This window comes from Bradyrhizobium sp. USDA3516 (genome assembly GCF_057651995.1).
On sequence record NZ_JBYGYN010000009.1, the window covers coordinates 267,859 to 293,345 of the forward strand.

Here is a 25,487-nt window from a genome sequence, read left to right on the forward strand (position 1 = left end):
CCGCTTCCTGCCCGGACCTGGCGGATGAGCGCCGTACGGAGCTCCAATGTCCGAAATGCACGTCCCGTCCACGCCGTCGCTGTGGCGTCGCGTCACCGCGGCCTATGCGAAATTGCTGGAATTCCTGCTGGCCGCCTGCGTCGGCATCCTGGTCATCCCGGTCACGCTTCAGATCATCTCACGCTACACGCCGTTCATTCCCTCCTACATCTGGACGGAGGAGATGGCGCGGTTCATGTTCGTCTGGACCATCATGATCGGCGCCATGGTGGGCATCCGCGAGGCGCAGCACTTCGAGGTCGACGTGTGGCCCGATCTGTCGCGGCGGTCGGAGGCCGCGGTGCGGATCCTCGCGCGGCTCGGCGTGCTGGCACTGGCCCTCGTGTTCGTGTTGGCCGGAATCGAATTCACACGCTTCGCCTGGAACAGAACGTCGGAGCTGGCCGATCTGCCGCTCTGGCTGATCCACGTCGCCTGGCCGGTGGCCGGCGTGACCTGGATCGTGTTCGCCGGCGAACAGATCCTTGATGAAATGCGCATTCTGGTCGGGGCACAGAGATGAGCGGCACTGTACTTTCTGCCGGACAGGCCGCCATGGTGCTGTTCGGGGTCTTCATCGGCCTGCTGATCGTGCGCGTGCCGGTCGCCTTCGCGCTCGGCCTTGCCTGCGTGCCGATCCTTTTGATCGAGCCGCGCCTGTCGCTGATGACGCTCGCGCAGGAAACCTTCAACGCCTACAATTCATTCATCCTGCTCGCGGTGCCGTTCTTCCTCTTGACGGCGAACCTGATGAGCATCGGCGGCATCACCGATCGCCTGGTGGCGCTGTCGCGCTCGATGGTCGGGCACTGGCCGGGGTCGCTGGCGCAGATCAACGTCGTGCTGTCGGTGTTCTTTGCCGGCATCTCCGGCTCCTCGACGGCCGATGCCGCCAGCCAGTCCAAGATCTTCATCGATGCCCAGAACAAGGAGGGCTACGACCTCTCGTTCTCCATCGCCATCACCGCGGTGTCGGCGGTGCTTGCCGTCATCATTCCGCCGTCGATCCTGATGATCGTCTGGGGCGGGCTGATCTCGACCTCGATCGCGGCGATGTATCTGGCCGGCATCGTGCCGGGCCTCTTGATCGCGGGCGCGCAGATGGTGACGGTGCACATCTATGCCGTGCGCCGCGGCTATCCCACCTATCCGAAATCGACCTGGGTCGAGATGGGATCCGCCATCTGGCGGTCGATCCCTGCGCTGATGACGCCGTTCATCATTGTCGGCGGCATTCTGCTCGGCTGGTTCACCGCGACCGAGTCCGCCTGCGTCGCGGTGCTTTATTCCGTGGTGCTCTCCGCGTTCTTCTACCGCGAGACGGGCTTGCGGGAATTGTACAAGGCCTTGCTCGACACCGGGCGCCTCGCCGGAGTTGCCTTGTTCTGCGTGGGCACGGCGAGCGCGTTCGGCTGGTTGCTGGCCTACTACAGGATTCCGCAGGAACTTCTGGCGAATGTCTCGACCTGGGGCATGGGCACGGTTACGGCGGGCTTCTTCATCGCCTTCTGCTTTCTGGTGGTGGGCTGCTTCCTCGACGCCATCCCGGCGATCATCATCGTCGGCACCGTGCTGGAGCCGCTCGCCAAGTCGGTCGATCTGCATCCGGTCCAGTTCGCGATCATCTCCATCGTTTCGCTGGCCTTCGGGCTGGTGACGCCACCCTACGGCCTCTGTCTGATGATCGCCTGTTCGATCGCGGGCGTGCGGCTGCGCTATGCTCTGAAGGACACGGTCATCATGCTGATCCCGATGCTGCTCGTGCTGGCGGCCTTGATCATTTGGCCCAGCGTGTCGCTGTTCCTGCCGCGCCTGCTCGTGCCGGAAATGCTCAAGTGAGGGGCGATGGCGTGATCCCGCGGCCGGCGGCCGCGGGATCGTCGCTTAAAGATTGCTTTCCGTGATCGCGGCGTAGACCATGCTGCGCAGCTCGCGGCGGATCGGGTAGGCGCTCGACGGCAGCACTTGCGTCATGAAGATCGCGATCAGCTCCTCGGCCGGATCGATCCAGAACGAGGTCGTGGCCGCGCCGCCCCAATTGTATTCGCCACGGCTGCCGGCGATCAGCGTCTCGGCCGGGCGCATGGTGACGGCGAAGCCGAGACCGAAGCCGATGCCGTTATAGGTCGCTTCCGAGAACAGCGAGCGCGAGACTTCCGGCAGCGCTCGGCCGCCCGGAATGTGGTTGGTCGTCATCAGCGCCAGCGTCTTCGGCCCGATCAGCCTGACGCCGCCGAGCTCGCCGCCATTGAGCAGCGCGCGGCAGAAGGTCAGATAGTCGGCGACCGTCGAGCACAGCCCGCCGCCGCCGGAGATGAACGAGGGCGGCGACAGGAACGAGCTCGTGGTCGGATCGTCCTGTAGCGTCAGCCCCTCGCGGCGCTGGCCGGCATGGAAGGTCATGCCGCCGCCGGGATCGGCGGAATAGCAGGCGGCGAAGCGATGCGCCTTCGAGGCCGGCACGTGGAAATCGGTATCGGTCATGCCGAGCGGATCGAGAATCCGCTGCTTGAGAAACTGCTCGAAAGGCATCCCCGAGATCTTGCCGACGAGGTAGCCGATCACGTCGGTTGAGACGGAGTAGTTCCAGGATTCGCCCGGCGAGAATTCCAGCGGGATCTTGGCCAGGCCCTCGATCATGGTCTGCAGCGTGCCTGACTTCTCGACCTCGCCGATCTTTTCGGTGCGATAGGCGGCATCGACGTTAGAGCGCTGCTGGAAGCCATAGGTTAGTCCGGATGTGTGGCGCAGGAGGTCGACGATCAGCATCGGCCGGGACGGCGGCCGGGTCAGGAACGCCGGATAGGTGCCGGCGACGAACACCCCGAGGTCCTTCCACTCCGGAATGTATTTGGCGACGGGCTCGTCGATCGCGACGAGGCCTTCCTCGACCAGCATCATGAAGGCGACGCTGGTGAGCGGCTTGGTCATGGAATAGATGCGATAGATCGTATCGTCCTTCACCGGCACCTTGCGCTCGACGTCGGCAAAGCCCTGCACCGAGCTGTGCGCGACCTTGCCGCGGCGGTAGACCAGAAGATGCGTGCCCGGGAAACGGCCGGCATCGATGTACCGGCGCTTCAGATGCGCATCGACACGGTCGAGCGCGACTTTGGACATGCCGACGGATTCGGGCGAGGCGGGGGTGGGGGCGAGCATCAGTTCCTCCGGGCGTTTTGTCGTTGATACCGAAATGGCGGCCGCATTCCAAGCCGGTTGCGCTTAACGAGGCTGGGCCTCGTGGTGTAGACTCGGCCTTGAAACGCAAGGAGCCCGCCAGGGCCAACGAGAAGAACGCGAGGGCAAACGCACCATGACTCAGTTCACCGAGACCGAACTCACCGAAGCCGTCGTCAGGAGCTTCGACCATACGCCGAATCCGCGCGCGAAATTTCTGCTGCAGGAATTGGTGAAGTCGCTGCACGATTACGTGAGCAAGACCGGTCTCACCTTCGAGGAATGGGAATACGCCATCGATTTCCTGACCCGGACCGGGCAGAAATGCACCGACACCCGCCAGGAATTCATTCTCTTGTCCGACGTGCTCGGCGTTTCCATGCTGGTCGACGCCGTCAATCACAGGGATCGTGACGGCGCCACGGAGACCACGGTGCTCGGCCCGTTCTATGTCGGCGAGCACAAGGTGACTGCGCACGGCACCGACATCTCGCCGAACAACCAGACCGGGGAGCGGATGTTCGTGCAAAGCCGCGTCACCGATCTCGAGGGCAAGCCGCTCGCCGGCGTTCCCGTCGACGTCTGGCACGCCGATGACGACGGCTTCTACGATTCCCAGAAGCCGAACTACGATGAGGTCGGCGCCTCGGCGCGGGCGCGCTTCATCACCGACACCGACGGCCGCTTCTTCTTTCGCACCATCCTGCCGTGCAGCTATCCGATCCCAACCGATGGTCCGGTCGGCGAGATGATCGTGCAGACCGGCCGCCACCCGATGCGCCCGGCGCACGTGCACTTCCTGGTCAACGCCAAGGGCTATGAGCCGCTGATCACCCACGTCTTCATGGACGGCGACAAGTATCTCGATTCCGACGTGGTGTTCGGCGTCAAGGACGATCTCATCGCCAAGGTCGAGCCGCGCAACGATCAAGTAATGCCGGATGGCACCAAGGCGAACGGGCGGTGGCACCTGATGACTTACGAATTCCACCTCAAGCCCGGCGGCGGCATGGCGCCGAAGCCGCTGGGGACGAAGGCGGCGGAGCCGGCGTGAGGCCACTTCGTTCTTCTATCGCAGCCGGAGCGCTGCGAGCAGCGCGATGACGGCACAGGCCAGCATTGCCGTTGTCAGCTTCCAGAACAGCAGTGGATTGCGCTCGAGCAGCGGTGTGGTCCGGGTGGCGAGATAAGCCGGATTGGGATTTCTGAGCTCGAACACGAACTCGGACATGTCCTCGTGGCGCTTATAGGGATCGGGATGCAGCGCTTTCCTGAGCGCGCCGTCGATCCAGCCCGGGATGCCGCGCTCGGCATCGATCGCCGGGCGGTATCGCAATTTCCACGCGTCCGATCGTCCGCGGATTTTGGCAAGCTGGGTGCCGTAGGGCAGATGCCCGGTCAGCATGTGGTAGCAGATGGCGGCCAGCGAGAACATGTCGGACCGGGGCGAGCCGCCCTGCCCAAGAAAATATTCCGGCGCCGTGTACTGGACCGTGCCGAGAATTTCCGCGTCGGCCGATCTCGGCGCCGCTTCGGCGACGCCTGCGACCCTCACCGATCCGAAGTCGATGATCTTGGCGGTGCCGGTCTTGTCGATCAGGACGTTGTCGGGTCTGAGATCCTGGTGCAGCATCTCCATGCGATGGAAGGCGCGCAGTCCGGTGGCGATCTGCTCGATGATCCTGCGCACCGTCTCCAGATCGGGACGCGGATTGTCGAGCATCCATTGCCGCAACGTCCGCCCCTCGACGAACTCGGTCGCGACGTAGAGGTAGTTGCGCCGCGTCGATCGCGATCGCGGCTTGAGCACGTACGGACTGTCGATCCGTCGCGCGATCCACTCTTCCATCAGGAAACGTTTCAGGTAGGCCTGGTTATCGCGCAGGTCGATCGAGGGAATCTTGAGCGCGACCGTTTCCTCGGTCTCCGCATCGACCGCGAGATAGATGTGGCTGCGGCTGCTGCCATGGATCTCCCGGACGATCCGGTAGCCGTCGAACATCGCGCGCGGCTCCAGCAGAGGCGGCAGCGGCAGCGTCGCGGTCCGGTCGAACACGCCCGTTTCCTCCGGCACCGCGTCGATGCGCAGGATCTGCACGGTGATGTTGTCGTCGCTGCCGCGCCGATAGGCTTCCTCCACGATCGCCTTCGCCGCGCCGTCGAGCTCGGCTGCGTGCTCGTTGATTGCACGGGTAACGAAACGCGCATCGACGAACTCGTACGCACCGTCGGTCGCCAGCAGGAAGGTGTCGCCGGCCTGGATATCGACCGTCTGATAGTCGATCTCGAGCTGCGGATTGATGCCGAGCGCGCGGCCGAGATAGGTCTGCTCGGACGAGACGATGATGCGGTGATCGTCGGTCAGCTGCTCGAGCGCCTTACCGGCGAGGCGGTAGATCCGGCAGTCGCCGACATGGAAGATGTGCGCGGTCGCCGCCTTGATGACCATGGCGCTGAGCGTGCAGACATAGCCTTTGTCGCGGTCATAGGCATACTGGCTCTTGCGTGTCTGCGCATGCAGCCAGGAATTGGTCGCCTCCAGCACGCGGCGGGCGGAGGTCTTCACCGTCCACGATTCCGACGTGCAGTAATAATCCATCAGGAAGCTCTTGACCGCCGACTCGCTGGCGATCTGGCTTACCGTGCTCGAGGAAATGCCATCGGCGAGAACCGCCGCGATGCCCTTCAGGCTGAGCAGCGGCTCCTCCGGAATCAGGACGCCGTGAAAGTCCTGGTTGACGGGCTTGCGACCGCTGTCCGAGTGCTGGCCAACCGAGATCTGGAGTCCGCGGGGCATCGTCATCACCGGGAGAGGGGAGCCTCACCGTGCTTGGGCGAGACTCCCCTGTCGAGACCTATTCGATCACGCCGCGACGCGGGGCTTTGCAGCCCTCTCCGCCTGGCGCTTCGGCAGGGTCATGACGTGGGTGGCATAGAGGGTCATGCCGGTGAAGGCGAGGCCGCCGACGAGGTTGCCGAGCACAGTCGGGATCTCGTTCCAGATCAGATAATCCATGATCGAGAACTTCGCGCCGAGCAGCAGGCCCGAGGGGAACAGGAACATGTTCACGACGGAATGCTCGAACACCATGTAGAAGAACACCAGGATCGGCATCCACATCGCGATGACCTTGCCGGGGACCGAGGTCGAGATCATGGCGCCGACGACGCCGGTCGAGACCATCCAGTTGCACAGCATGCCGCGCAGGAACAGCGTCGCCATGCCGGCTGCCCCGTGCGCGGCATAGCCAAGGGTTCGGCCCTCGCCGATATTGCCGATGGCGGCGCCGACCTTGTCGGGCGCCTGCGTGAAGCCGAAGGTGGTGACGAAGGCCATCATGAAGGCGACGGTGAAGGCGCCGGCGAAATTGCCGACGAAGACGAGGCCCCAATTGCGCAGCACGCCATTGAGCGTGACGCCCGGGCGCTTGTCGATCAGCGCGAGCGGCGAGAGCACGAACACGCCGGTCAGCAGGTCGAAGCCCAGGAGATAAAGCATGACGAAGCCGACGGGGAACAAGAGCGCGCCGACAAGCGGCTGGCCGGTGTTCACGGTGATGGTGACGGCGAACCAGGCTGCGAGGGCCAGGATCGCGCCGGCCATGTAGGCGCGGATGATGGTGTCACGGGTGGACATGAAGATCTTGGACTCGCCTGCATCCACCATTTTGGTGACGAATTCCGAAGGCGCGAGATACGACATCAATGGTTCCTTTGCTTCGTAAGTGAGATCGACGCGCTCCCGGCGAGAGCGCGCTGAACGTCATCGGCCGTGCGGGCTGCCTGCCGCGCACGTGGGCTATGGAAAGTCTGGAAGCTTTGGGAATCGCGTCACGAGGACTCTGAAGCCGGGAGAGCCGCGAAGCAGGTGAGCTTCCGGGATGCAGCCGACAGAGGCTGCATCAATGCGGCGATGCCGCAGTCTTCGTTGACGCGATCTTAGAAGCAATTTGTGTGCCGTTAGACGTCGCTGGAAAAACCAAGCAAATTCAGCCGGATATCACCTGTAGGGTCATGATTTCCAGGTCCTGCGCCGCCTCTTGCTTGAGCGACTGCACAACGTTTGTGCGGCGCACAAGGATTGAGCAAATCGCAAATTTCGCGTGCGGAACTGGGCAACGTTGGTCGGGCACGGAATTACCAAGTGTCTGATTATCCATCATTTCCGACGGCGGTCGGCTTGGCATGAAGCTTGAATAGTTCCAGGCCGACGCCATTGAAGCCGTCCCGCGAGACTTCTCATCCGAATTGCTGACGCACCCAAACGGGGGTCCCCCCGTCGTGCGTTCGCATGCGCCCATTTTCTGGCGTTACGGACGGACGGGCTGCTCGTGCGCACTGACGCAATCATTCCGCAACGACGCAAAAGGACGACACGACCTATGACCAAGCGTATTCGCCGGCCCTCCGAGACTGGCCTCAACCGCCGTCAATTGTTGAAAGCCGCCGGCTCAACCGCCGCCCTCCTTGCCGCAGCAAAACTGAATTTCCCCGCCGGCGCCTTTGCGCAGGATGCAGGCCCCGAGGTCAAGGGCGCCAAGCTCGGCTTCATCGCGCTCTCCGATGCCGGTCCGCTGTTCGTCGCCAAGGACAAGGGCCTGTTCGCCAAGTACGGCATGCCTGACGTCGACGTGCAGAAGCAGGCCTCCTGGGGCACCACGCGCGACAACCTCGTGCTCGGCTCCGAGGGCAATGGCATCGACGGCGCTCATATTCTCACCCCGATGCCCTATCTGATCTCGGCCGGTAAGGTGACGCAGAACAACCAGCCGACACCGATGTACATCCTGGCGCGGCTCAATCTCGACAGCCAGTGCATCTCGGTCGCCAACGAATATGCCGACCTCAAGCTCGGCGTCGACGCATCGCCGTTCAAGGTGGCGCTGGAGAAGAAGAAGGCATCCGGCAAGGCGGTGAAAGCCGCCATGACCTTCCCCGGGGGCACGCATGACCTCTGGATCCGCTATTGGCTCGCCGCCGGCGGCATCGATCCCGACAAGGACATCGAGACCATCGTGGTGCCGCCGCCGCAGATGGTGGCCAACATGAAGGTCGGCACCATGGACTGCTTCTGCGTCGGCGAGCCCTGGAATCTGCAGTTGATCCATCAGAAGATCGGCTACACCGCGGTCAATACCGGCGAGCTCTGGAACAAGCATCCGGAAAAATCCTTCGGCATGCGCGCTGCCTTCGTCGACAAATATCCCAAGGCCGCCAAGGCGCTGCTGATGGCGGTGATGGAAGCCCAGCAATGGGCCGACAAGGCAGAGAACAAGGCCGAGCTTGCTGCCATCATGGGCAAGCGGCAGTGGATGAACTGCCCGGTCGAGGACGTGCTCGATCGCACCGCCGGCAAGTTCGACTATGGCATCCCCGGCAAGGTGGTCGAGAACTCGCCGCACATCATGAAGTACTGGCGCGATCATGCCTCCTATCCGTTCAAGAGCCACGATCTCTGGTTCCTCACCGAGGACATCCGCTGGGGCAAGTACGAAGCCGGCTTCGACACCAAGGCGCTGATCGCCAAGGTCAACCGCGAGGACCTCTGGAAGGACGCGGCCAAGACTCTCGGAGTTTCGGCTGCCGACATCCCGACCTCCACCTCGCGCGGCAAGGAGACCTTCTTCGACGGCAAGGTGTTCGATCCGGAAAATCCGGCTGCCTACCTGAAGTCGCTCGCGATCAAGCGCGTCGAAGTCTGATGGAGCCCTGCGGCCGCCTTTGGGGGCGGCCGCATCGTCCCTGCCACGCCGGAGAGAGATAGCGATGAACATGACTGCCACGAAGATCGAGGTTGAGACCGCGACGCCTGCCGCAACGATTGCGCCGGTCGTCACGCTGACGCCGAAGCGTCCCCCGCGTAATGAGGCTTACGCACGCATGGCACGCGAGACCGCCGTGCGCGTGATCCCGCCGCTGGTCGTGATCGCGCTGCTGACGCTGGTGTGGGAGCTGGTCTGCCGCAGAGCCGGCTCGGCGCTGCCGCCGCCCTCAAAAGTGTTTGCGGATACCAAGGAGTTGATCTTCGATCCGTTCTTCGACCGTGGCGGCATCGACAAAGGCCTGTTCTGGCATCTGTCCGCCAGTCTCCAGCGCGTCGCCTTCGGCTACTCGCTCTCGGCGATCGCAGGCATCGCGCTCGGCGTGCTGGTCGGGCAGTCGGTCTGGGCGATGCGCGGGCTCGATCCGCTGTTCCAGGTGCTGCGCACGATTCCGCCGCTGGCCTGGCTGCCGCTCTCGCTCGCGGCCTTCCGCGACGGCCAGCCTAGCGCGATCTTCGTCATCTTCATCACCTCGATCTGGCCGATCATCATCAACACCGCGGTCGGCATCCGCAACATCCCGCAGGACTATCGCAACGTCGCCGCGGTGGTGCAGCTCAATCCGCTGGAATTCTTCGCAAAGATCATGATCCCGGCGGCGGCGCCCTACATCTTCACGGGCCTGCGCATCGGCATCGGCCTGTCGTGGCTCGCGATCGTCGCCGCCGAAATGCTGATCGGCGGCGTCGGCATCGGCTTCTTCATCTGGGACGCCTGGAACTCCTCGCATATCAGCGAGATCATCCTGGCGCTGTTCTATGTCGGCATCATCGGCTTCGTGCTGGACCGCCTGATTGCGGGGCTCGGCAAGTTCGTCACCCGCGGCACCGCGCAGAACTGAGGAGAGGGGACATGACCGCCTACCTGAAGCTCGACCACATCGACAAGGTCTTCACCCGCGGCACCGCCACCACGGAGGTGCTGAAGGACATCAACCTGACGATCGAGAAGGGCGAATACGTCTCGATCATCGGCCATTCCGGCTGCGGCAAGTCGACCCTGCTCAACATCATCGCAGGGCTGACAGTCGCCACCACGGGCGGCGTGCTGCTGGAGAACCGCGAGGTGAACTCGCCGGGACCGGATCGCGCCGTGGTGTTCCAGAACCACAGCCTGCTGCCGTGGCTGACCGTCTACGAGAACGTCAAGCTCGGCGTCGACAAGGTCTTCGCCAAGACCAAGTCCCGCGCCGAGCGCGACGCCTGGGTGATGCACAATCTCAACCTCGTGCAGATGGCCCATGCCAGGGACAAGCGTCCTTCGGAGATCTCCGGCGGCATGAAGCAGCGCGTCGGCATCGCGCGGGCGCTGGCCATGGAGCCGAAGGTGCTGCTGCTCGACGAGCCGTTCGGCGCGCTCGACGCGCTGACCCGCGCCCATTTGCAGGACTCGGTGATGGCGCTGCATCAGAAGCTCGGCAACACCATCCTGATGATCACCCACGACGTCGATGAGGCCGTGCTGCTGTCCGACCGCATCGTGATGATGACCAACGGGCCGAGCGCGCGCATCGGCGAAGTGCTGGAGGTGCCGCTGGCGCGGCCGCGCAAACGGCTCGACCTCGCGACCAACGCCACCTATCTGAAGTGTCGCCAGCGCGTGCTCGAATTCCTCTACGAGCGTCATCGCTTCGTCGAAGCCGCGTAAGTGGCGCGTTCACGCGAGATATGCCCCGCGCTCAATTAATCGACATCAAGCTCAATCCTTGTGCGTCGCACAGGGATTGAGCGAAACGCAAATTTAGCGTGCGGAAAAGCCCTGCAAAGAATTCGGGCAATGCGAATAACGTCCTGAAATCCCTGTGTTTCCTTCGGGCGCGCAACTGGCACGGAAATTGAAACGTCTTTGCGCGACGCCAACGACGACGTCCCTCAACATCATCAATCAGCATCGTGAACTCGCCACCGGGGTGAAGCCTCGGAGCGCGCCTCCGTGATTGGAGGCAGAGCCTGCAACGACGCAGCGGTGAGCCTGGAAGGGATACTCAATGACGAAGAATCCGACTCTGAATTCGAGCTGGATCTCAGACTGGCGCCCCGAGGATGAGGCGTTCTGGAACAATACCGGCAAGTCGATCGCGCGGCGCAATCTGATCTGGTCCATCGTCGCCGAGCATATCGGCTTCTCGGTCTGGCTGATCTGGAGCATCGTCACCACCAAGCTGCCGCAGGCCGGCTTCCACTACACCACCGACCAGCTGTTCCAGCTCGTCGCCGTGCCGGGCCTGATCGGCGCCTTCATGCGCTTTCCCTACACCTTCGCCGTGACGACGTTCGGCGGCCGCAACTGGACCATCTTCAGCGCGGCGATCCTGTTCATCCCGACCCTGTCGCTTGCCTATTTCGTCAGCCAGCCCGACACGCCGTTCTGGCTGATGCTGCTGGTCGCCTCGACCGCGGGTCTGGGCGGCGGCAATTTCGCCTCCAGCATGACCAACATCTCGTTCTTCTTCCCCGACCGGATGAAGGGATGGGCGCTCGGCCTCAACGCGGCCGGTGGCAATATCGGCGTCTCCAGCGTGCAGCTCCTGACTCCGTTCTTGATGACGCTCGCCGTCTTCAACCTGTTCCAGGCAACGCCCGTCGACGGCATCTTCCTGCAGAATGCCGGCCTGATGTGGGTGCTGCCGATCGGCATCGCGGTGTTCGGTGCGGTGTTCTTCATGAACAACCTCACCACGGCGAAATCGTCGGTGAAGAACCAGCTCGCGATCGTCAAGCGCAAGCACACCTGGATCATGGCGTATCTCTATATCGGCACGTTCGGGTCCTTCATCGGCTATTCGGCGGCGTTTCCGCTGCTGCTCAAGACGCAGTTCCCCACCGTGACGATCTCGATCGCCTTTCTCGGCCCGCTGGTCGGCTCGCTGTCGCGTCCGCTCGGCGGCTGGCTCGCGGACCGGGTCGGCGGCTCCATCATCACGTTCTGGAACTTCATGCTGATGGCGGGCGCCACGGTCGGCGCGCTCTACTTCGTCGGGCACAAGGATTTCGTCGGCTTCCTGTCGATGTTCCTGATCCTGTTCGTGACGACCGGCATCGGCAACGGCTCGACCTACCGCATGATTCCCTCGATCTTCCGCGAGGAGAACCTGTTCAAGGTGCGCGGCAAGGGCGATGCGGCGCGTAGCGCTGCCCTGAAGACCGCGAGCATCGAGAGCGGCGCGGCGGTCGGCTTCATCGGCGCGGTCGGCGCCGTCGGCGGCTATCTGATCCCGAGCGGCTTCGGCAAGTCGATCGCCATGACCGGCGGGCCGCAGCTCGCGCTCGCGGTCTATCTCGGCTTCTACGCCTCCTGCCTCGCTCTGACCTGGTGGTTCTACCTGCGTCGCAGCCCGCAGCGTGAAGGCGCGCCAAGCCTCGCCGAGGCGCGTGTGTAGAGCATGATCCGGAGAAGTGTGAAGCGGTTTTCCGACAAGATCATGCTCAGGAGATGGAGAATTGGCACGAATGTCGCTTCTCCCCGTACGCGGGGAGAAATCTCTCTGATGACGTTTGACCCATGAACTTTGTCCGCAATGGCGCGGACGAAGGCAGACCGAAACAGACAGGAGAACATCATGACGCCCGAGCAGATTACCCTCGTTCAGCAGAGCTTCGCCAAGGTCGCTCCGATTTCGGAAGCCGCCGCGGTGCTGTTCTACGACCGCCTGTTCGAGGTGGCGCCGTCCGTGCGCGCGATGTTTCCGGAGGACATGACCGAACAGCGCAAGAAGCTGATGGGCATGCTCGCCGCCGTTGTCGGCGGCCTGTCGAACCTGGAATCGATTCTTCCCGCGGCCTCCGCACTCGCCAAGCGTCATGTCGACTATGGCGCCAAGGCCGAGCACTACCCCGTGGTCGGCGCCACCTTGCTGTGGACCCTCGAAAAGGGCCTTGGCTAGGCCTGGACGCCCGAACTCGCCGCCGCCTGGACCGACGCCTATGGCGTGCTGTCCGGCTACATGATTTCCGAGGCCTACGGCGCGCAAGCGCAGGCCGCCGAATAGGAGATGCGTTGTGAGTGAACCGCTGGTCATCGTCGGCAATGGTATGGCGGCCGCGCGTCTGGTCGACGAGCTCGCCAAGAGCGCGCTCGGCCGCTATGCGGTCGCCGTGATCGGCGAAGAGCCGCGGCTCGCTTACAATCGCGTGCTGCTCTCATCCGTGCTGGCCGGCGAGACCGGCTCGCACGAGATCGAGCTGCGGCCGGCCGGCTGGTGGCGAGACCGCGGCGTCACGGTGCGCTACGGCTATCGCGTCAGCGAGATTGATGTCGGCCGCCGTGAGCTCAAGATCGCGGGCGAGGAGAGCATGGAATATTCCAAGCTCGTGCTCGCCACCGGATCGACGCCACTGCGGCTCAACGTGCCGGGCGCAGATCTTGCCGGCGTGCACACGTTTCGCGACACCCGCGACGTCGACCTCTTGCTGACGCTGGCCGCGGCCAGGAAGCGCGTCGTCGTGGTCGGCGGCGGCCTACTCGGGCTCGAAGCGGCCTACGGTCTCGCCAAGGCCGGCGCGCCGGTGACGTTGCTGCATCTGATGGACCGGCTGATGGAGCGTCAGCTCGATGGGCCCGCGGCCGACCTGCTCAAGACGCTGGTCGAGCGCAAGGGCATCCGCGTCATGCTCAATGCCGCGACGGCCAGCATCCATGGCGACGGCCATGTCCAGGCCGTCGAGCTCGCCGACGGCAGCCGCATCGATGCCGATGCGGTGATCTTCGCCGCGGGCATCAAGCCGAACGTCGCGCTGGCGAAAGAGGCGGGGATCGCGGTCAACCGCGGCGTCGTCGTCAACGACGTGATGCAGACCTCTTCGTCAGACATCTTTGCACTCGGCGAATGCGCCGAGCATCGCGGCACCTGCTATGGCCTGGTCGAGCCGGCCTATGAACAGGCGCGGGTGCTGGCGCGGCATCTGGCCGGCCGGCCCGCCGCCTATCAGGGCAGCGTGGTCTCGACCAATCTGAAGGTCTCCGGCGTCAGCGTGTTCTCCGCCGGCGACTTCATGGGCGGGGAGGGCAGCGAGAGCCTCGTGCTGTCGGACCGCAGGCGCGGCACCTACAAGAAGCTCGTCATCGCCGACGGCCGGCTCACCGGCGCCGTGCTGATCGGCGATACGATCGATGCGCTCTGGTACCTCGAGCTGATCCGCAACCGCGACAAGGTCGCTGCGATCCGTACCGACATGATGTTCGGCCGCGCGCTGGCGCAGCCTTCGAAAGCGGCGTGATATGACGGCGATCGATCCAAATCTCCGCACGACCAAGACGACCTGCCCCTATTGCGGCGTCGGCTGCGGCGTGCTCGCAACGCCAGACGGCAAGGGTGGTGCAGCAATCGCGGGCGACCCCGATCATCCCGCCAATTTCGGCCGGCTGTGCTCAAAGGGCTCCGCGCTCGGCGAGACCGTCGGCCTGGAAGGGCGACTCCTCTATCCCATGATCCGCTGCAAGGGCGTGCTGGAGCGCGTCGCCTGGAGCGATGCGCTCGATCATGTCGCCCATCGCATGCAGCACATCGTGGCGCGCGATGGCGCCGACGCGGTCGCGTTCTATCTCTCCGGCCAGCTCTTGACCGAGGATTATTACGTCGCCAACAAGCTGATGAAGGGTTTCGTCGGCACGGCGAATGTCGACACCAATTCGCGGCTCTGCATGTCGTCCTCGGTCGCGGGCCATCGCCGCGCCTTCGGCGCCGACACCGTGCCCGGCTGCTACGAGGATCTCGACCAGGCCGATCTGCTCGTCTTCGTCGGCTCGAACGCGGCCTGGTGCCACCCGGTGCTGTTCCAGCGCATGCTGAAGAACAGGCAGGAGCGCGGCGCCCGCATGATCGTGATCGATCCGCGCCGCACCGACACCGCCGGCGACGTCGATCTGTTCCTCGGCCTCAGGCCCGGCACCGACACCGCGCTGTTCTCCGGCCTGTTCGTGCATCTCGCCGACAACGGCGTGCTGGATCGGGATTATATCGCGCAGAACACGTCCGGCTTCGACGATGCGCTGGCGCGCGCGCGCAGCATCGCCGGCAGCGTCACTGCGACCGCGCTCGCCACGGGTCTCTCCGAGCAGGACGTCGCCGCCTTCTTCCGGATGTTCCGCGACACCGAGAAGGTCGTCACGCTCTATTCCCAAGGGGTCAACCAGTCGGCGCAGGGCACCGACAAGGTCAACGCCATCCTGAACTGCCATCTCGCCACGGGGCGCATCGGCAAACCCGGCGCCTCGCCGTTCTCGCTGACCGGCCAGCCCAACGCGATGGGCGGCCGCGAGGTCGGCGGCCTCGCCAACATGCTCGCCGCCCATATGGGTTTCACGCCGCCCGACATCGACCGCGTCAGGCGGTTCTGGAAGGCTCCGCGCATCGCAACCCATGAAGGCCTGAAGGCGGTGCAGCTGTTCGAGGCCATCAACCGCGGCGAGGTCAAGGCGCTCTGGGTGATGGGCACCAACCCGGCGGTGTCGTTGCCGGACGCCGACATGGTGCGCGATGCCCTGAAGAAGCTCGAGTTGTTCGTGGTGTCCGAGAACGTGCTCTCCAACGACACCGTCGCGGCCGGCCCGCACGTGCTGTTGCCGGCGCTGGCCTGGGGCGAGAAGTCGGGCACGGTGACCAATTCGGAGCGGCGCATCTCGCGCCAGCGCGCGTTCCTGCCGGCGCCGGGCGAAGCGCGTCCCGACTGGTGGATCCTGAGCGAAACTGCAAAGCGTCTCGGCTTCGGCGACAGCTTCAATTACAAATCGGCCGCCGATATCTTCCGCGAGCATGCCGCGCTCTCGGCCTTCGAGAACAATGGCAGCCGCGATTTCGACATCGGCGCGCTGACCTCGCTGTCGGACGAGGCCTTCGATGGTTTGAAGCCGGTGCAATGGCCGGTGCGCGAAGGCGGGCTGCCTGGCGAGCGCTTCTTCGCGCAAGGTGGCTTCTTCACCAATGACGGCAGGGGCCGCTTCGTCGCGCCGGAGGTGCCGGCGTTGCGCGGCGAGACCGGCCCGTCGCGTCCCTTGAGGCTCAACACCGGGCGCATCCGCGACCAATGGCACACCATGACGCGCACCGGCCTCAGCCAGCGCCTCGGCGCGCATCTGCCCGAGCCGTTCGTCGAGATTCATCCCGACGACGCCGGCAAGTACGGCATCGCCCATGACGGCTATGCCCGCATCAGCACCGATTATGGCCAGTGCATCCTGAAGGTCGTTGTCAGCGATCGGCAGCAGCGCGGTACGCTGTTCGTGCCGATCCACTGGAGCGCGATGAACGCCTCGCACGGCCGCGTCGGCGCGCTTGTGCAGTCCTTCACCGATCCGTTCTCGGGACAGCCGGAAGCCAAGGCGACGCCGGCCGCGATCGCGCCTTACGAATTCGTCTTCCGCGGTTTTGCATTGTCGCGCAAGCCGCTCGATCTGCCGCAAAACCTGTTGTGGACGCGCGTGACCGTCAGCGGCGGCTTCGGCTATCTGTTCGCCGACAATGCCGATCTCGCCCGCTGGCCCGCCTGGCTCGAGAGCATCGCCGGCGAGGATGTTGCCGAATATCGCGATTTCGGCGGCGGGGTTTTTCGCGCGGCTTCGTTCGCAGGCGAACGCATCGAGACCTGCCTGTTCGTCGGCCCCGCGCACGATGCCGGCGACTGGGAGGTGGTGAAAAGCCTGTTCGCGGCCGATCAGGTCAGCGACGAGCAGCGCCGCATCCTGCTGTCGGGCAGGTGCTGCGAAGGCGCAGCCTCGACCGGCCCCATCGTCTGCGCCTGCTTCGGCGTCGGCCGCGGCACCATCTGCGACAGCATCGCCGGCGGCGCGCGCACCGCCGCCGACATCGGCGCCAAGCTCAAGGCCGGCACCAATTGCGGCTCCTGCATCCCCGAGCTGAAACGCCTGATCGCCACGACGGAAGTTCCTGCACAGCAGGCCAAGGTCGCAAGCGCGGCGGGGTAGGGAGGGCGTTCTCCACCGTCATTGCGAGCGCAGCGAAGCAATCCAGAGTCTTTCCGCCGAGGGATTCTGGATTGCTTCGCTGCGCTCGCAATGACGCCGTGGACGCAGCCATTCATCCCGCGCCAATCGACGCGCCTTCGATTGTGCCCTATGCTGCCGCGCTTCCCGTCAACAAACCCAACAACAATGATGTACCTGGAAACGCCGCCGCGCCTGATCGAGACCAGGCTGTTCACCGCCATGCCCGAAAAGTTTCGCCGCAAGGGCGTGCGAACCGATTGGGCCGATGCCAACCGGCCGAACATACCGACCGAGAGCTTCATCGAGGGGCCGTCCTTCGACAAGGATGGCCATCTCTACATCGTCGACATTCCATTCGGCCGCATCTTTCGTATCGCGCCGGACGGCGAATGGTCGCTCGTGATCGACTATGAGGGCTGGCCGAACGGGCTGAAGATCGCAGCCGACGGACGCATCCTGGTCGCCGACTACAGGCATGGCATCATGGAGCTCGATGCGAAGGTCGGGCGGATCAAGCCCATCCTGACCGCGCGCAATTCGGAATCGTTCCGCGGCTGCAACGATCTGCATCTCGCCTCCAACGGCGATATCTATTTCACCGATCAGGGCCAGACCGGGCTGCACGATCCGAGCGGGCGGGTTTATCGGCTGGGATCGAATGGCCGGCTCGATTGTCTGCTCGACACCGGCATCAGCCCGAATGGGCTGGTGCTCGACCCAACCGAAACCGTGCTGTTCGTCGCGATGACGCGGGACAACGCGGTGTGGCGGCTGCCATTCATGAAGGACGGCAGCGTGTCCAAGGTCGGCCGCTTCTGCTCGCTGTTCGGCACCAGCGGCCCTGACGGTTTGACCATGGATGCCAAGGGCCGCCTTTTCGTCGGCCATCCCTCGCTCGGCCACGTCTTCGTGTTCGCGCCGAACGGCGAACTGATCGCGCGGATCAAGTCCTGCGCGGGACCGAACTGCACCAATGTCGCGATCGGTGGCGAAAACAGGGATCGGCTCTATATCACGGAGTCTGGGACCGGCAGCGTGCTGGTGGCGGATATCGGCGCATTGTAGCGCTGACTCTTCGCCTCTCCCCGCTTGCGGGGAGAGGCCGACGCGCAAAGCGCGGCGGGTGAGGGGGACTCTCCGCGAGTCTCTTTGCTATCGAGTTTGCGGAAGCAGCCCCTCACCCCAACCCTCTCCCCGTACGAACGGGGAGAGGGTTGGGAAACAGCGGAGATCGGAGATAGACATGAACACAAAAACCTTCGGCAAGACCGGCGCCAACGTCTCCGTGATCGGGCAGGGCACCTGGTATCTCGACCATGGCGACCGCAAGCGCGCGATCGCGGCGCTGCAGCGCGGGCTCGATCTCGGCATGACCCACATCGACACCGCCGAGATGTATGGCGATGCCGAGCTCGTCATTGCGGATGCGATCGCAGGCCGGCGCGACGAGGTGTTCCTCGTTTCGAAAGTGCTGCCGAGCAATGCCTCGCGCCGCGGCACCATCACCGCCTGCGAGCGCTCGCTGAAGCGACTGAAGACCGACCGGCTCGACTGTTATCTCCTGCACTGGCGCGGCTCCTATCCGCTGGAGGACACCGTCGCTGCGTTTGAAGAGTTGGTGCAATCAGGCAAGATCAAATCCTGGGGCGTCTCCAATTTCGATGCCGACGATCTCGACGAGATTGTCGAAGTCTCTGGCGAGGGGCGGATCGCCTGCAACCAGGTGCTCTATCATCTGAAGGAGCGCGCGATCGAGCATGCGGTGATCCCGTGGTGCGAACGGCACAATGTTGCCGTCGTGGCCTACTCGCCGTTCGGCCACGACGACTTCCCCGCAAGCAGCAGCAAGGGCGGTGCCGTGCTGGCGCGCATCGCGGAAGCGCATCGTGCGACGCCGCGTCAGGTCGCGCTGAGCTTCCTCACCCGTGCGACTACGGTGTTCGCGATTCCGAAGGCCTCGTCCGCGGAACATGCCGGCGAGAATGCGGCGTCGGGCGATCTCGTGCTGACGAAAGACGAGGTTGCCGCGCTCGACGCGGTATTTCCGCGCGGGCCGAAGCCGCGCGGCCTGCCCATGCTGTAGTGCACAAATGGCAATATTAACGGAGCATTGACGCGCGCGGCGGCTTGCGCATATCGGCATCCTGTTTTCGGAAGTTGTGAACGCGGGGCATTTGTCGTTTTTTACGGCTGTTCTCGATTCGCATTTTGCCCGGGTTCCAGCCGTGACACCGCCGCCCGCCGCAGCCGCAAGGCTCGACAGTATTCCCATGCCTGTGCCGGAGAAGAAGCAGGAGGCTCGCCGCGCCCCTGCGCGCGTCGATCATCCCTTCAAGGGCATCGCGCTGATCCTGCTCTCGACGGTGTTTCTCGGCTGCTCCGACGTCACTGCGAAATATCTTTCGACCAGCCTGCCCGCGATCGAGATCACCTGGATCCGCTTCCTCACCTTCACACTGCTGTTCACGCCGGTGATGCTGCCGGCCTCGCCGTTCTATGCGATGCGGACCAAGCGTCCCGGCCTGCACGTGATGCGCGGGGCGGCCCTGCTCGGCTCCTCGCTGTTCTTCATCACGGGCCTCGGCTTCCTGCCGATCGCGGAAGCCTCCGCCACCGGTTTCGTCGCGCCGCTGTTCGTCACGGCGCTCTCGATCGTGTTCCTCGGCGAGAAGGTCGGCATGCGCCGCTGGCTCGCCACCGCACTCGGCTTGATCGGCGTGCTGATCATCCTGCGTCCGGGCACCAGCGCGTTTCACCCCGCCGCCTTCTTTCCCTTGATCTCGGCGGCGTGCTGGGCCGGCACGCTGATCCTGACGCGCATGATGAGCGGACGCGAAGCCGTCGTCACCACCATGGCCTATTCCTCGCTCACCGGCCTTGTCATTCTCACCGCGATCGTGCCGTTCGTCTGGGTGACGCCGTCCTGGACTGCGATCGCGCTCGGCATCTTCATCGGCGTCGCTTCGACCGCGGGCCAGTGGATCGTCGTGCTCGCCTATCGCTACGGCGATGCCTCGGTGCTGGCGCCGTTCTCCTACTCGCAATTGTTGTGGGTCAGCATCCTCGGCTTCTTCATCTTCGGCGAGGTCCCGAGCGTCTGGACCGTCGTCGGTGCAGCCTTCATCGTCGCCAGCGGCCTCTACATCGCCCATCGCGAGCGCGTCCGCCGCGCCCAGCTCCTCGTGCTGGAAGAGCGCTCGCCGAACGCCTGACGCAAGTTCGCAACTTCCGCCTCGTGCTATCAATGGCTCCAACGATCAGGGGAGGAGCCGGATGCGCGCCGCGATCTTCAGGAACGGTGAGATTGTCGTAGGCCGGATGGCCGAGCCGACGCCGGGCCCCGGCCAGGTGCTGGTCAAGACGCTCGCCTGCGGCATTTGCGGCTCCGACCTGCACGCGCGCCAGCACGCCCATCGCATGGTGGAGATGGCGCGGAAGACCGGACGCAAGCCGATGGACCTCAGCCGCGACGTCGTGTTCGGCCACGAGTTCTGCTGCGAGATCGTCGATTTTGGTCCGGGCACCGAACGAAGGGTCAAGCCGGGCAGTCGTGTCTGCTCGCTGCCGGCGCTGGTGACGCCGCAGGGCATCGAAGGGATCGGCTATTCCAACGACAATGTCGGCGGCTATGCCGAGGCGATGCTGCTGAGCGAAGCGCTGCTGCTCGAAGTCCCCAATGGCCTCGCGCCGGAGCATGCTGCGCTGACCGAGCCGCTCGCGGTCGGCGTCCACGCGGTGGCGAAAGCCAATATCCGTGGCGGCGAGGTGCCGCTGGTGATCGGCTGCGGGCCCGTTGGGCTTGCGGTGATTGCGGCGCTGAGGATCAAGGGACTGCATCCGATCATCGCTGCCGACTATTCGCCGGCGCGCCGCGCGCTTGCCGCCAAGCTTGGCGCGGACATCGTCGTCGATCCCAAGGTGTCGCAACCCTATGCGACGTGGGCGGAGCACGCGCAGATGTCGGACGCGGAGAAGGCCGCGCGGCCGCCGCTCCAGGCCATGCTGCCGGCCCTGAAACCTGCCATCATCTTCGAATGCGTCGGCGTGCCCGGCCTGCTGCAGCAGGTGTTCGAGGGCGCCCCGCGTGACGCCAGGATCGTCGTGGTCGGCGTCTGCATGGAGAGCGACAGAAACGAGCCGATGCTGGGCATCATGAAGGAACTCAACGTTCAATACGTGCTCGGCTATACGCCGGAGGAGTTCGCAGGCTCGCTACGTCTGATAGCGGAAGGGCAGGTAGACGCGGCGGCGATGGTGACCGCCGAGGTCGGCATCGACGGCGTCGCAAAGGCGTTCGCCGATCTCGCCAACCCGGAGGCGCACACCAAGATCATCGTGCAGCCATGGCGGTGATGGTCTCGTAGCTGACGATCTCGTAGGGTGGGCAAAGGCGCAAAGCGCCGTGCCCACCATCTTGCCCGACTCAAACGCAGGTGGTGGGCACGCTACGCATTGCCCACCCTACGAGGCCTCCCTCAATACTTCGCAGGCACGTACATCTCCGGAGGGACCGGACCGCGCTGATAATCGGGGTTGCGCACGCGCGGCGGTAGCGTCACAGGAGCCCGCACGACCTCCTGGTAAGGGATCTGCGTCAGGAGATGCGCGATGCAATTGAGCCGGGCGCGCTTCTTGTCCACGGCATCGACGATCCACCAGGGGCTATCCGGCAGGTGCGTATGCTCGAGCATCGTCTCCTTGGCCTTGGTATACGCCTCCCAGCGGCTGCGGGACTCGACGTCCATCGGGCTCAGCTTCCACTGCTTCAGGGGATCCTTGATGCGCATGGTGAAGCGGAACTGCTGCTCGTCGTCGGTGATCGAGAACCAGTATTTGACCAGGATGATGCCGGAGCGGATCAGCATGCGCTCGAACTCCGGCACCGTCTTGAAGAATTCCTGATATTCGTCTTCCGAGCAGAAGCCCATCACGCGCTCGACGCCGGCGCGGTTGTACCAGCTGCGATCGAACAGCACGATCTCGCCGCCGGCCGGCAGGTGCGCGACGTAGCGCTGGAAATACCATTGCGTGCGCTCGCGCTCGTTCGGCGCCGGAAGCGCCGCGACGCGGCAGATACGCGGATTGAGCCGCTGCGTGATGCGCTTGATCACGCCGCCCTTGCCGGCGGCGTCGCGGCCCTCGAACAGGACCACGACCTTCTTCCTCTCGCTCTGCACCCAGTCCTGGAGCTTGATCAGCTCGCCCTGGAGACGAAGCAGTTCCCGGAAATAGAGCCTGCGATCGACCGCCGGTTTCAGCGTTCCGGTCTCGTCGAGGAGCTCGTCGAGACGGGCATCATCCAGCTCCATCTCCAGTTCCTCGTCGAGGTCGTCGGCCATTTCCTGGATGATGCGCTCGCGCTTGGCGGTTTGGGAGGTGCGGTCGGTCATGGGTGTCCTTCTCTCCGCTAGGATGCCGGTTACCAACGACCATCGGCGGGCTTTGTTGCGCCCATGTGACAACCCGGCAACCCCTCGGAGCCAGGTCACACCGGCAGCGCGATCGAGTACTTCACCTGGCTGAGCGCAAAGCTCGATTCGATCGAGGCGATGCCGTCGAGCCGGGTCAGCTTGGTCTTCAGGAACGTCTCGTAGGAGGCGAGGTCGGCGGCGACGACGCGGAGCAGGTAGTCGCGATTTCCGGTCATCAGATAGCATTCCAGCACCTCGTCCCATTTCGAGATGGCGCGGGCGAAGCGGTTGAGGTCCTCCTCCTTCTGCCGGGCCAGCTTGATCGAGATGAACACGCTGACATGCAGTCCCAGCGCCTTCTGGTCGACGGTCGCGACATAGCGCGAGATGACGCCGCGCTCCTCCAGGAGCTTGACCCGGCGATGGCAGGGCGAGACCGAAAGCCCGACCTTGTCGGCGAGCTCCTGCATGGTCAGGCGGCTGTCGTTCTGAAGGTGGCTGAGGATCTTGCGGTCGATGGCGTCGAGTTCGGGCATTGGGATGAAACCTACGTTTGGTCGACAACGTTGGTAAAATATCCCAATATCGGCGGGTAGGGCGCGAAAAATTGAGAAGTTTGATGCTGAGCGCAAGCGTATGATCGGGCATATTTCCCGGAGCATTGCCATGCCCGTCGATCCCGCCCGTCTCGACATCCTGACCGCTCTCAGCCGCAAGGCGCTGTGGCTGTCGTCCTGGACCATCCACCACGCCAATCACATCCGTCCCAATGCGGATGGCCTCAAGGTCGGCGGCCACCAGGCCTCATCCGCCTCGCTCGCCACCATCATGTCGGCGCTGTACTTCCACGTGCTGCGGCCTGAGGACCGCGTCGCGGTGAAGCCGCATGCGAGCCCGGTGTTCCACGCCATCCAGTATCTGTTCGGCCGCCAGAGCCGCGAGAAGCTGGAGAATTTTCGCGGCTTCAAGGGCGCGCAGTCCTATCCCTCGCGCACCAAGGACGTCGACGACGTCGATTTCTCCACCGGCTCGGTCGGCCTCGGCGTCGCGCAGACGCTGTTCTCTTCGCTGGTGCAGGACTACGTCAAGGCACACGGCTGGATGAAGGATCGCCGCGAGGGGCGGATGATTGCCCTGGTCGGCGATGCCGAGATGGACGAGGGCAACATTTTCGAGGCGCTCGCGGAGGGCTGGAAGCACGGCCTGCGCAACACCTGGTGGGTGGTCGACTATAACCGCCAGTCGCTCGATGCCGTCGTGCGCGAAGGTCTGTGGGAAAAGTTCGAGACCATGTTCCGCAATTTCGGCTGGGACGTCGTCATCGTGAAATACGGCCGACTGATGCGCGAGGCCTTCGCGGAGCCCGGCGGCGAGGCGCTGAAGCGCTGGATCGACAATTGCCCGAACGCACTCTATGCGGCGCTGTGCTTTCAGGGCGGCGCGGCCTTCCGCAAGCACCTCCATGACGAGATCGGCGACCAGGGCCCGATCACAAAGCTGATCGACAAGCGCAGCGACGAGGAGCTGCTGGCGCTGATGTCGAATCTCGGCGGCCACGACATGGCGAGCGTGCTGGAGGCGTTCGATTCCATCGACCACGACCGCCCCGTCTGCTTCATCGCCTACACCATCAAGGGCGTCGGCCTGCCGTTTCAGGGCCACAAGGACAACCACGCCGGCCTGATGACTGTTGCGCAGATGGAGAAATATCGCGACAGCCAGAACATCCGGCCCGGACACGAATGGGACAAGTTCGAAGGGCTGCCGCAGGATGCGGCCGAGCTCGAAGCCTTCCTCGCGCGGGTGCCGTTCAACCAGGATGGTCGCCGGCTCACGGCGCCCGTCGTCGAGGTGCCGCAGCAGCTCGCCTTCAAGCCGTCGCCGCAGATGTCGACCCAGCAGGGCTTTGGCCTCGTGCTGAACGAGATCGCGCGGAGCGACAGCGAGCTCGCCAGGCGTATCGTGACGACATCGCCCGACGTCACCGTCTCCACCAATCTCGGCCCCTGGGTCAACCGCCGCGGCCTGTTCGCGCGCGCCGAGAAGGCGGACTTGTTCCGCAGCGAGAAAATTCCTTCGACCTACAATTGGGACGCTTCGCCAAAGGGCCAGCATCTGGAGCTCGGCATCGCCGAGATGAACCTGTTCATCATGCTCTCGGCGCTCGGCCTGTCGCACCAGATCAACGGCGAGCGGCTGTTGCCGGTCGGCACGCTCTACGATCCCTTCATCGAGCGCGGCCTCGATGCGCTGAACTACGCCTGCTACCAGGACGCGCGCTTCATGGTGGCGGCGACGCCGTCCGGCCTCACGCTCGCACCCGAAGGCGGCGCGCATCAGTCGATCGCAACGCCCTTGATCGGCATGGCGCAGGACGGACTCGCCTCGTTCGAGCCGGCCTTCGTCGACGAGCTCGCCGTGATCATGGCTTTCGGCTTCGAGCACATGCAGCGCGATCCGGGCGAAGGCGGCTCGGTCTATTTGCGGCTCTCGACCCGCGCGATCGAGCAGGCGCAGCGGATCATGACACCGGAGCTGAGGCAGGGCATCACCGACGGCGCCTATTGGCTGCGCAAGCCGGGTCCGAATGCCGAGGTCGTGATCGCCTATACCGGCGCGGTCGCGCCCGAGGCGATCGAGGCGACCGGCTTCATCGGCGAGAGCCGCCGCGACGTCGGCCTGCTCGCGATCACCTCGGCCGATCGCCTCCATGCGGGGTGGACCGCCGCGCGGAAATTGCGGCGCGACCGCCGCGGCGTGCAGCATCTCAGCCACATCGAAAAGCTGCTCGCGCCGCTGCCGCGCGATTGTGGCATCGTGACCGTGATCGACGGCCATCCGTCCGCGCTCGGCTGGCTCGGCAGCGTCCGCGGCCACCGTGTCGAGGCGCTCGGCGTCGAGCAGTTCGGCCAGACCGGCAGCATTGCCGACCTTTATCGGCACTACGGCATCGATGCGAACGCGATCATCGATGCGGCCGAAAGCCTCACCACCGGCGCGCCGGTGCTGCATCGGAAGATGGCGGTGTAGTTACGTCGTCATTCCGGGGCGCGCGGAGCGCGAGCTATGGTGCGCAATTGCGCACCTGAGAATCCAT

At 64.4% G+C, this 25,487-nt stretch carries 20 protein-coding genes and 1 pseudogene; 15 read left to right on the forward strand and 6 right to left on the reverse strand.

Going from position 1 to position 25,487, the window contains the following annotated elements; translation table 11 throughout:
* Nucleotides 1-46 precede the first annotated feature (46 nt).
* Nucleotides 47-562 carry a TRAP transporter small permease gene (locus tag AC24YW_RS27050; protein WP_487485581.1) on the forward strand — a complete coding sequence of 172 codons (516 nt, stop codon included), beginning with the start codon at nt 47-49 and terminating at the stop codon, nt 560-562.
* On the forward strand, nt 559-1,878 hold the full coding sequence (locus AC24YW_RS27055) for a TRAP transporter large permease (protein ID WP_487485582.1): 1,320 nt from the start codon (nt 559-561) through the stop codon (nt 1,876-1,878). The genes AC24YW_RS27050 and AC24YW_RS27055 overlap by 4 nt, the downstream gene beginning before the upstream one ends.
* 45 nt (nt 1,879-1,923) lie before the next feature.
* Here AC24YW_RS27055 and AC24YW_RS27060 read toward each other — a convergent pair whose 3' ends face one another.
* On the reverse strand, nt 1,924-3,198 hold the full coding sequence (locus AC24YW_RS27060; RefSeq protein WP_487485583.1) for a serine hydrolase domain-containing protein: 1,275 nt from the start codon (nt 3,196-3,198) through the stop codon (nt 1,924-1,926).
* Between the two features lie 154 nt (nt 3,199-3,352).
* On the opposite strand from AC24YW_RS27060, the gene AC24YW_RS27065 reads away from it, so the two are divergent.
* A complete protein-coding gene (locus tag AC24YW_RS27065; RefSeq protein WP_487485584.1) occupies nt 3,353-4,270 on the forward strand; it encodes an intradiol ring-cleavage dioxygenase in 918 nt (305 codons plus the stop codon).
* 15 nt (nt 4,271-4,285) lie between these two features.
* Here AC24YW_RS27065 and AC24YW_RS27070 read toward each other — a convergent pair whose 3' ends face one another.
* The 3 genes from AC24YW_RS27070 to AC24YW_RS27080 all read right to left on the reverse strand — a co-directional run bounded on the left by AC24YW_RS27070 (nt 4,286) and on the right by AC24YW_RS27080 (nt 7,433).
* On the reverse strand, nt 4,286-6,019 hold the full coding sequence (locus AC24YW_RS27070; protein WP_487485690.1) for a bifunctional protein-serine/threonine kinase/phosphatase: 1,734 nt from the start codon (nt 6,017-6,019) through the stop codon (nt 4,286-4,288).
* 60 nt (nt 6,020-6,079) lie between these two features.
* The gene (locus AC24YW_RS27075) at nt 6,080-6,919 is read right to left on the reverse strand and encodes a formate/nitrite transporter family protein (protein WP_487485585.1); all 840 of its coding nucleotides are present in this window, start codon (nt 6,917-6,919) and stop codon (nt 6,080-6,082) included.
* 286 nt (nt 6,920-7,205) lie between these two features.
* On the reverse strand, nt 7,206-7,433 hold the full coding sequence (locus AC24YW_RS27080; protein WP_487485586.1) for a hypothetical protein: 228 nt from the start codon (nt 7,431-7,433) through the stop codon (nt 7,206-7,208).
* Nucleotides 7,434-7,598: 165 nt separating this feature from the next.
* Between AC24YW_RS27080 and AC24YW_RS27085 the strand changes: the two genes are divergently transcribed.
* From AC24YW_RS27085 to AC24YW_RS27135, 11 genes and pseudogenes are all read left to right on the forward strand, one after another.
* Nucleotides 7,599-8,918 carry a CmpA/NrtA family ABC transporter substrate-binding protein gene (locus AC24YW_RS27085; protein WP_487485587.1) on the forward strand — a complete coding sequence of 440 codons (1,320 nt, stop codon included), beginning with the start codon at nt 7,599-7,601 and terminating at the stop codon, nt 8,916-8,918.
* Between the two features lie 64 nt (nt 8,919-8,982).
* Nucleotides 8,983-9,879, forward strand: coding sequence for a nitrate ABC transporter permease (gene ntrB, locus AC24YW_RS27090; RefSeq protein WP_487485588.1), 897 nt, complete (start codon nt 8,983-8,985; stop codon nt 9,877-9,879).
* An 11-nt stretch (nt 9,880-9,890) separates the two neighbouring features.
* The gene (locus AC24YW_RS27095; protein WP_487485589.1) at nt 9,891-10,685 is read left to right on the forward strand and encodes an ABC transporter ATP-binding protein; all 795 of its coding nucleotides are present in this window, start codon (nt 9,891-9,893) and stop codon (nt 10,683-10,685) included.
* 340 nt (nt 10,686-11,025) lie between these two features.
* On the forward strand, nt 11,026-12,417 hold the full coding sequence (locus tag AC24YW_RS27100) for an MFS transporter (protein ID WP_487485590.1): 1,392 nt from the start codon (nt 11,026-11,028) through the stop codon (nt 12,415-12,417).
* Nucleotides 12,418-12,597: 180 nt separating this feature from the next.
* Nucleotides 12,598-13,026, forward strand: a pseudogene (locus AC24YW_RS27105) (globin family protein).
* A 10-nt stretch (nt 13,027-13,036) separates the two neighbouring features.
* Nucleotides 13,037-14,254 carry an NAD(P)/FAD-dependent oxidoreductase gene (locus AC24YW_RS27110; RefSeq protein ID WP_487485591.1) on the forward strand — a complete coding sequence of 406 codons (1,218 nt, stop codon included), beginning with the start codon at nt 13,037-13,039 and terminating at the stop codon, nt 14,252-14,254.
* A gap of 1 nt (nt 14,255) precedes the next feature.
* Nucleotides 14,256-16,958 (forward strand): nitrate reductase, encoded by a 2,703-nt coding sequence (locus AC24YW_RS27115; protein WP_487485592.1) that lies wholly within the window; start codon nt 14,256-14,258, stop codon nt 16,956-16,958.
* Nucleotides 16,959-17,147: 189 nt separating this feature from the next.
* Nucleotides 17,148-18,044, forward strand: a complete 897-nt coding sequence (locus AC24YW_RS27120) for an SMP-30/gluconolactonase/LRE family protein (RefSeq protein WP_487485691.1) — start codon at nt 17,148-17,150, stop codon at nt 18,042-18,044.
* A 178-nt stretch (nt 18,045-18,222) separates the two neighbouring features.
* Nucleotides 18,223-19,062: an aldo/keto reductase gene (locus tag AC24YW_RS27125; RefSeq protein WP_487485593.1), complete on the forward strand. Its 840-nt coding sequence runs from the start codon at nt 18,223-18,225 to the stop codon at nt 19,060-19,062.
* A gap of 187 nt (nt 19,063-19,249) precedes the next feature.
* On the forward strand, nt 19,250-20,191 hold the full coding sequence (locus tag AC24YW_RS27130) for a DMT family transporter (protein ID WP_487485692.1): 942 nt from the start codon (nt 19,250-19,252) through the stop codon (nt 20,189-20,191).
* A 61-nt stretch (nt 20,192-20,252) separates the two neighbouring features.
* Nucleotides 20,253-21,332 carry a zinc-binding dehydrogenase gene (locus tag AC24YW_RS27135; RefSeq protein ID WP_487485594.1) on the forward strand — a complete coding sequence of 360 codons (1,080 nt, stop codon included), beginning with the start codon at nt 20,253-20,255 and terminating at the stop codon, nt 21,330-21,332.
* A gap of 122 nt (nt 21,333-21,454) precedes the next feature.
* Here AC24YW_RS27135 and ppk2 read toward each other — a convergent pair whose 3' ends face one another.
* Nucleotides 21,455-22,369, reverse strand: a complete 915-nt coding sequence (ppk2, locus tag AC24YW_RS27140) for a polyphosphate kinase 2 (RefSeq protein WP_487485595.1) — start codon at nt 22,367-22,369, stop codon at nt 21,455-21,457.
* A gap of 95 nt (nt 22,370-22,464) precedes the next feature.
* Nucleotides 22,465-22,926, reverse strand: coding sequence for an Lrp/AsnC family transcriptional regulator (locus tag AC24YW_RS27145; RefSeq protein ID WP_027571162.1), 462 nt, complete (start codon nt 22,924-22,926; stop codon nt 22,465-22,467).
* A 130-nt stretch (nt 22,927-23,056) separates the two neighbouring features.
* Here AC24YW_RS27145 and AC24YW_RS27150 point away from each other — a divergent pair, with 130 nt between their 5' ends.
* Nucleotides 23,057-25,420 (forward strand): transketolase, encoded by a 2,364-nt coding sequence (locus AC24YW_RS27150; RefSeq protein WP_487485596.1) that lies wholly within the window; start codon nt 23,057-23,059, stop codon nt 25,418-25,420.
* Nucleotides 25,421-25,487: the final 67 nt, after the last annotated feature.

What these genes read in the sequence shown, in the direction of transcription:
- AC24YW_RS27050 (WP_487485581.1), top strand. Translation starts at nt 47, where the DNA reads ATGTCCGAAATGCACGTCCCGTCCACGCCGTCGCTGTGGCGTCGCGTC.
- AC24YW_RS27055 (WP_487485582.1), top strand. Translation starts at nt 559, where the DNA reads ATGAGCGGCACTGTACTTTCTGCCGGACAGGCCGCCATGGTGCTGTTC.
- AC24YW_RS27060 (WP_487485583.1), bottom strand. Translation starts at nt 3,198, where the DNA reads ATGCTCGCCCCCACCCCCGCCTCGCCCGAATCCGTCGGCATGTCCAAA.
- AC24YW_RS27065 (WP_487485584.1), top strand. Translation starts at nt 3,353, where the DNA reads ATGACTCAGTTCACCGAGACCGAACTCACCGAAGCCGTCGTCAGGAGC.
- AC24YW_RS27070 (WP_487485690.1), bottom strand. Translation starts at nt 6,019, where the DNA reads ATGACGATGCCCCGCGGACTCCAGATCTCGGTTGGCCAGCACTCGGAC.
- AC24YW_RS27075 (WP_487485585.1), bottom strand. Translation starts at nt 6,919, where the DNA reads ATGTCGTATCTCGCGCCTTCGGAATTCGTCACCAAAATGGTGGATGCA.
- AC24YW_RS27080 (WP_487485586.1), bottom strand. Translation starts at nt 7,433, where the DNA reads ATGGCGTCGGCCTGGAACTATTCAAGCTTCATGCCAAGCCGACCGCCG.
- AC24YW_RS27085 (WP_487485587.1), top strand. Translation starts at nt 7,599, where the DNA reads ATGACCAAGCGTATTCGCCGGCCCTCCGAGACTGGCCTCAACCGCCGT.
- ntrB (WP_487485588.1), top strand. Translation starts at nt 8,983, where the DNA reads ATGAACATGACTGCCACGAAGATCGAGGTTGAGACCGCGACGCCTGCC.
- AC24YW_RS27095 (WP_487485589.1), top strand. Translation starts at nt 9,891, where the DNA reads ATGACCGCCTACCTGAAGCTCGACCACATCGACAAGGTCTTCACCCGC.
- AC24YW_RS27100 (WP_487485590.1), top strand. Translation starts at nt 11,026, where the DNA reads ATGACGAAGAATCCGACTCTGAATTCGAGCTGGATCTCAGACTGGCGC.
- AC24YW_RS27115 (WP_487485592.1), top strand. Translation starts at nt 14,256, where the DNA reads ATGACGGCGATCGATCCAAATCTCCGCACGACCAAGACGACCTGCCCC.
- AC24YW_RS27120 (WP_487485691.1), top strand. Translation starts at nt 17,148, where the DNA reads ATGTACCTGGAAACGCCGCCGCGCCTGATCGAGACCAGGCTGTTCACC.
- AC24YW_RS27125 (WP_487485593.1), top strand. Translation starts at nt 18,223, where the DNA reads ATGAACACAAAAACCTTCGGCAAGACCGGCGCCAACGTCTCCGTGATC.
- AC24YW_RS27130 (WP_487485692.1), top strand. Translation starts at nt 19,250, where the DNA reads ATGCCTGTGCCGGAGAAGAAGCAGGAGGCTCGCCGCGCCCCTGCGCGC.
- AC24YW_RS27135 (WP_487485594.1), top strand. Translation starts at nt 20,253, where the DNA reads ATGCGCGCCGCGATCTTCAGGAACGGTGAGATTGTCGTAGGCCGGATG.
- ppk2 (WP_487485595.1), bottom strand. Translation starts at nt 22,369, where the DNA reads ATGACCGACCGCACCTCCCAAACCGCCAAGCGCGAGCGCATCATCCAG.
- AC24YW_RS27145 (WP_027571162.1), bottom strand. Translation starts at nt 22,926, where the DNA reads ATGCCCGAACTCGACGCCATCGACCGCAAGATCCTCAGCCACCTTCAG.
- AC24YW_RS27150 (WP_487485596.1), top strand. Translation starts at nt 23,057, where the DNA reads ATGCCCGTCGATCCCGCCCGTCTCGACATCCTGACCGCTCTCAGCCGC.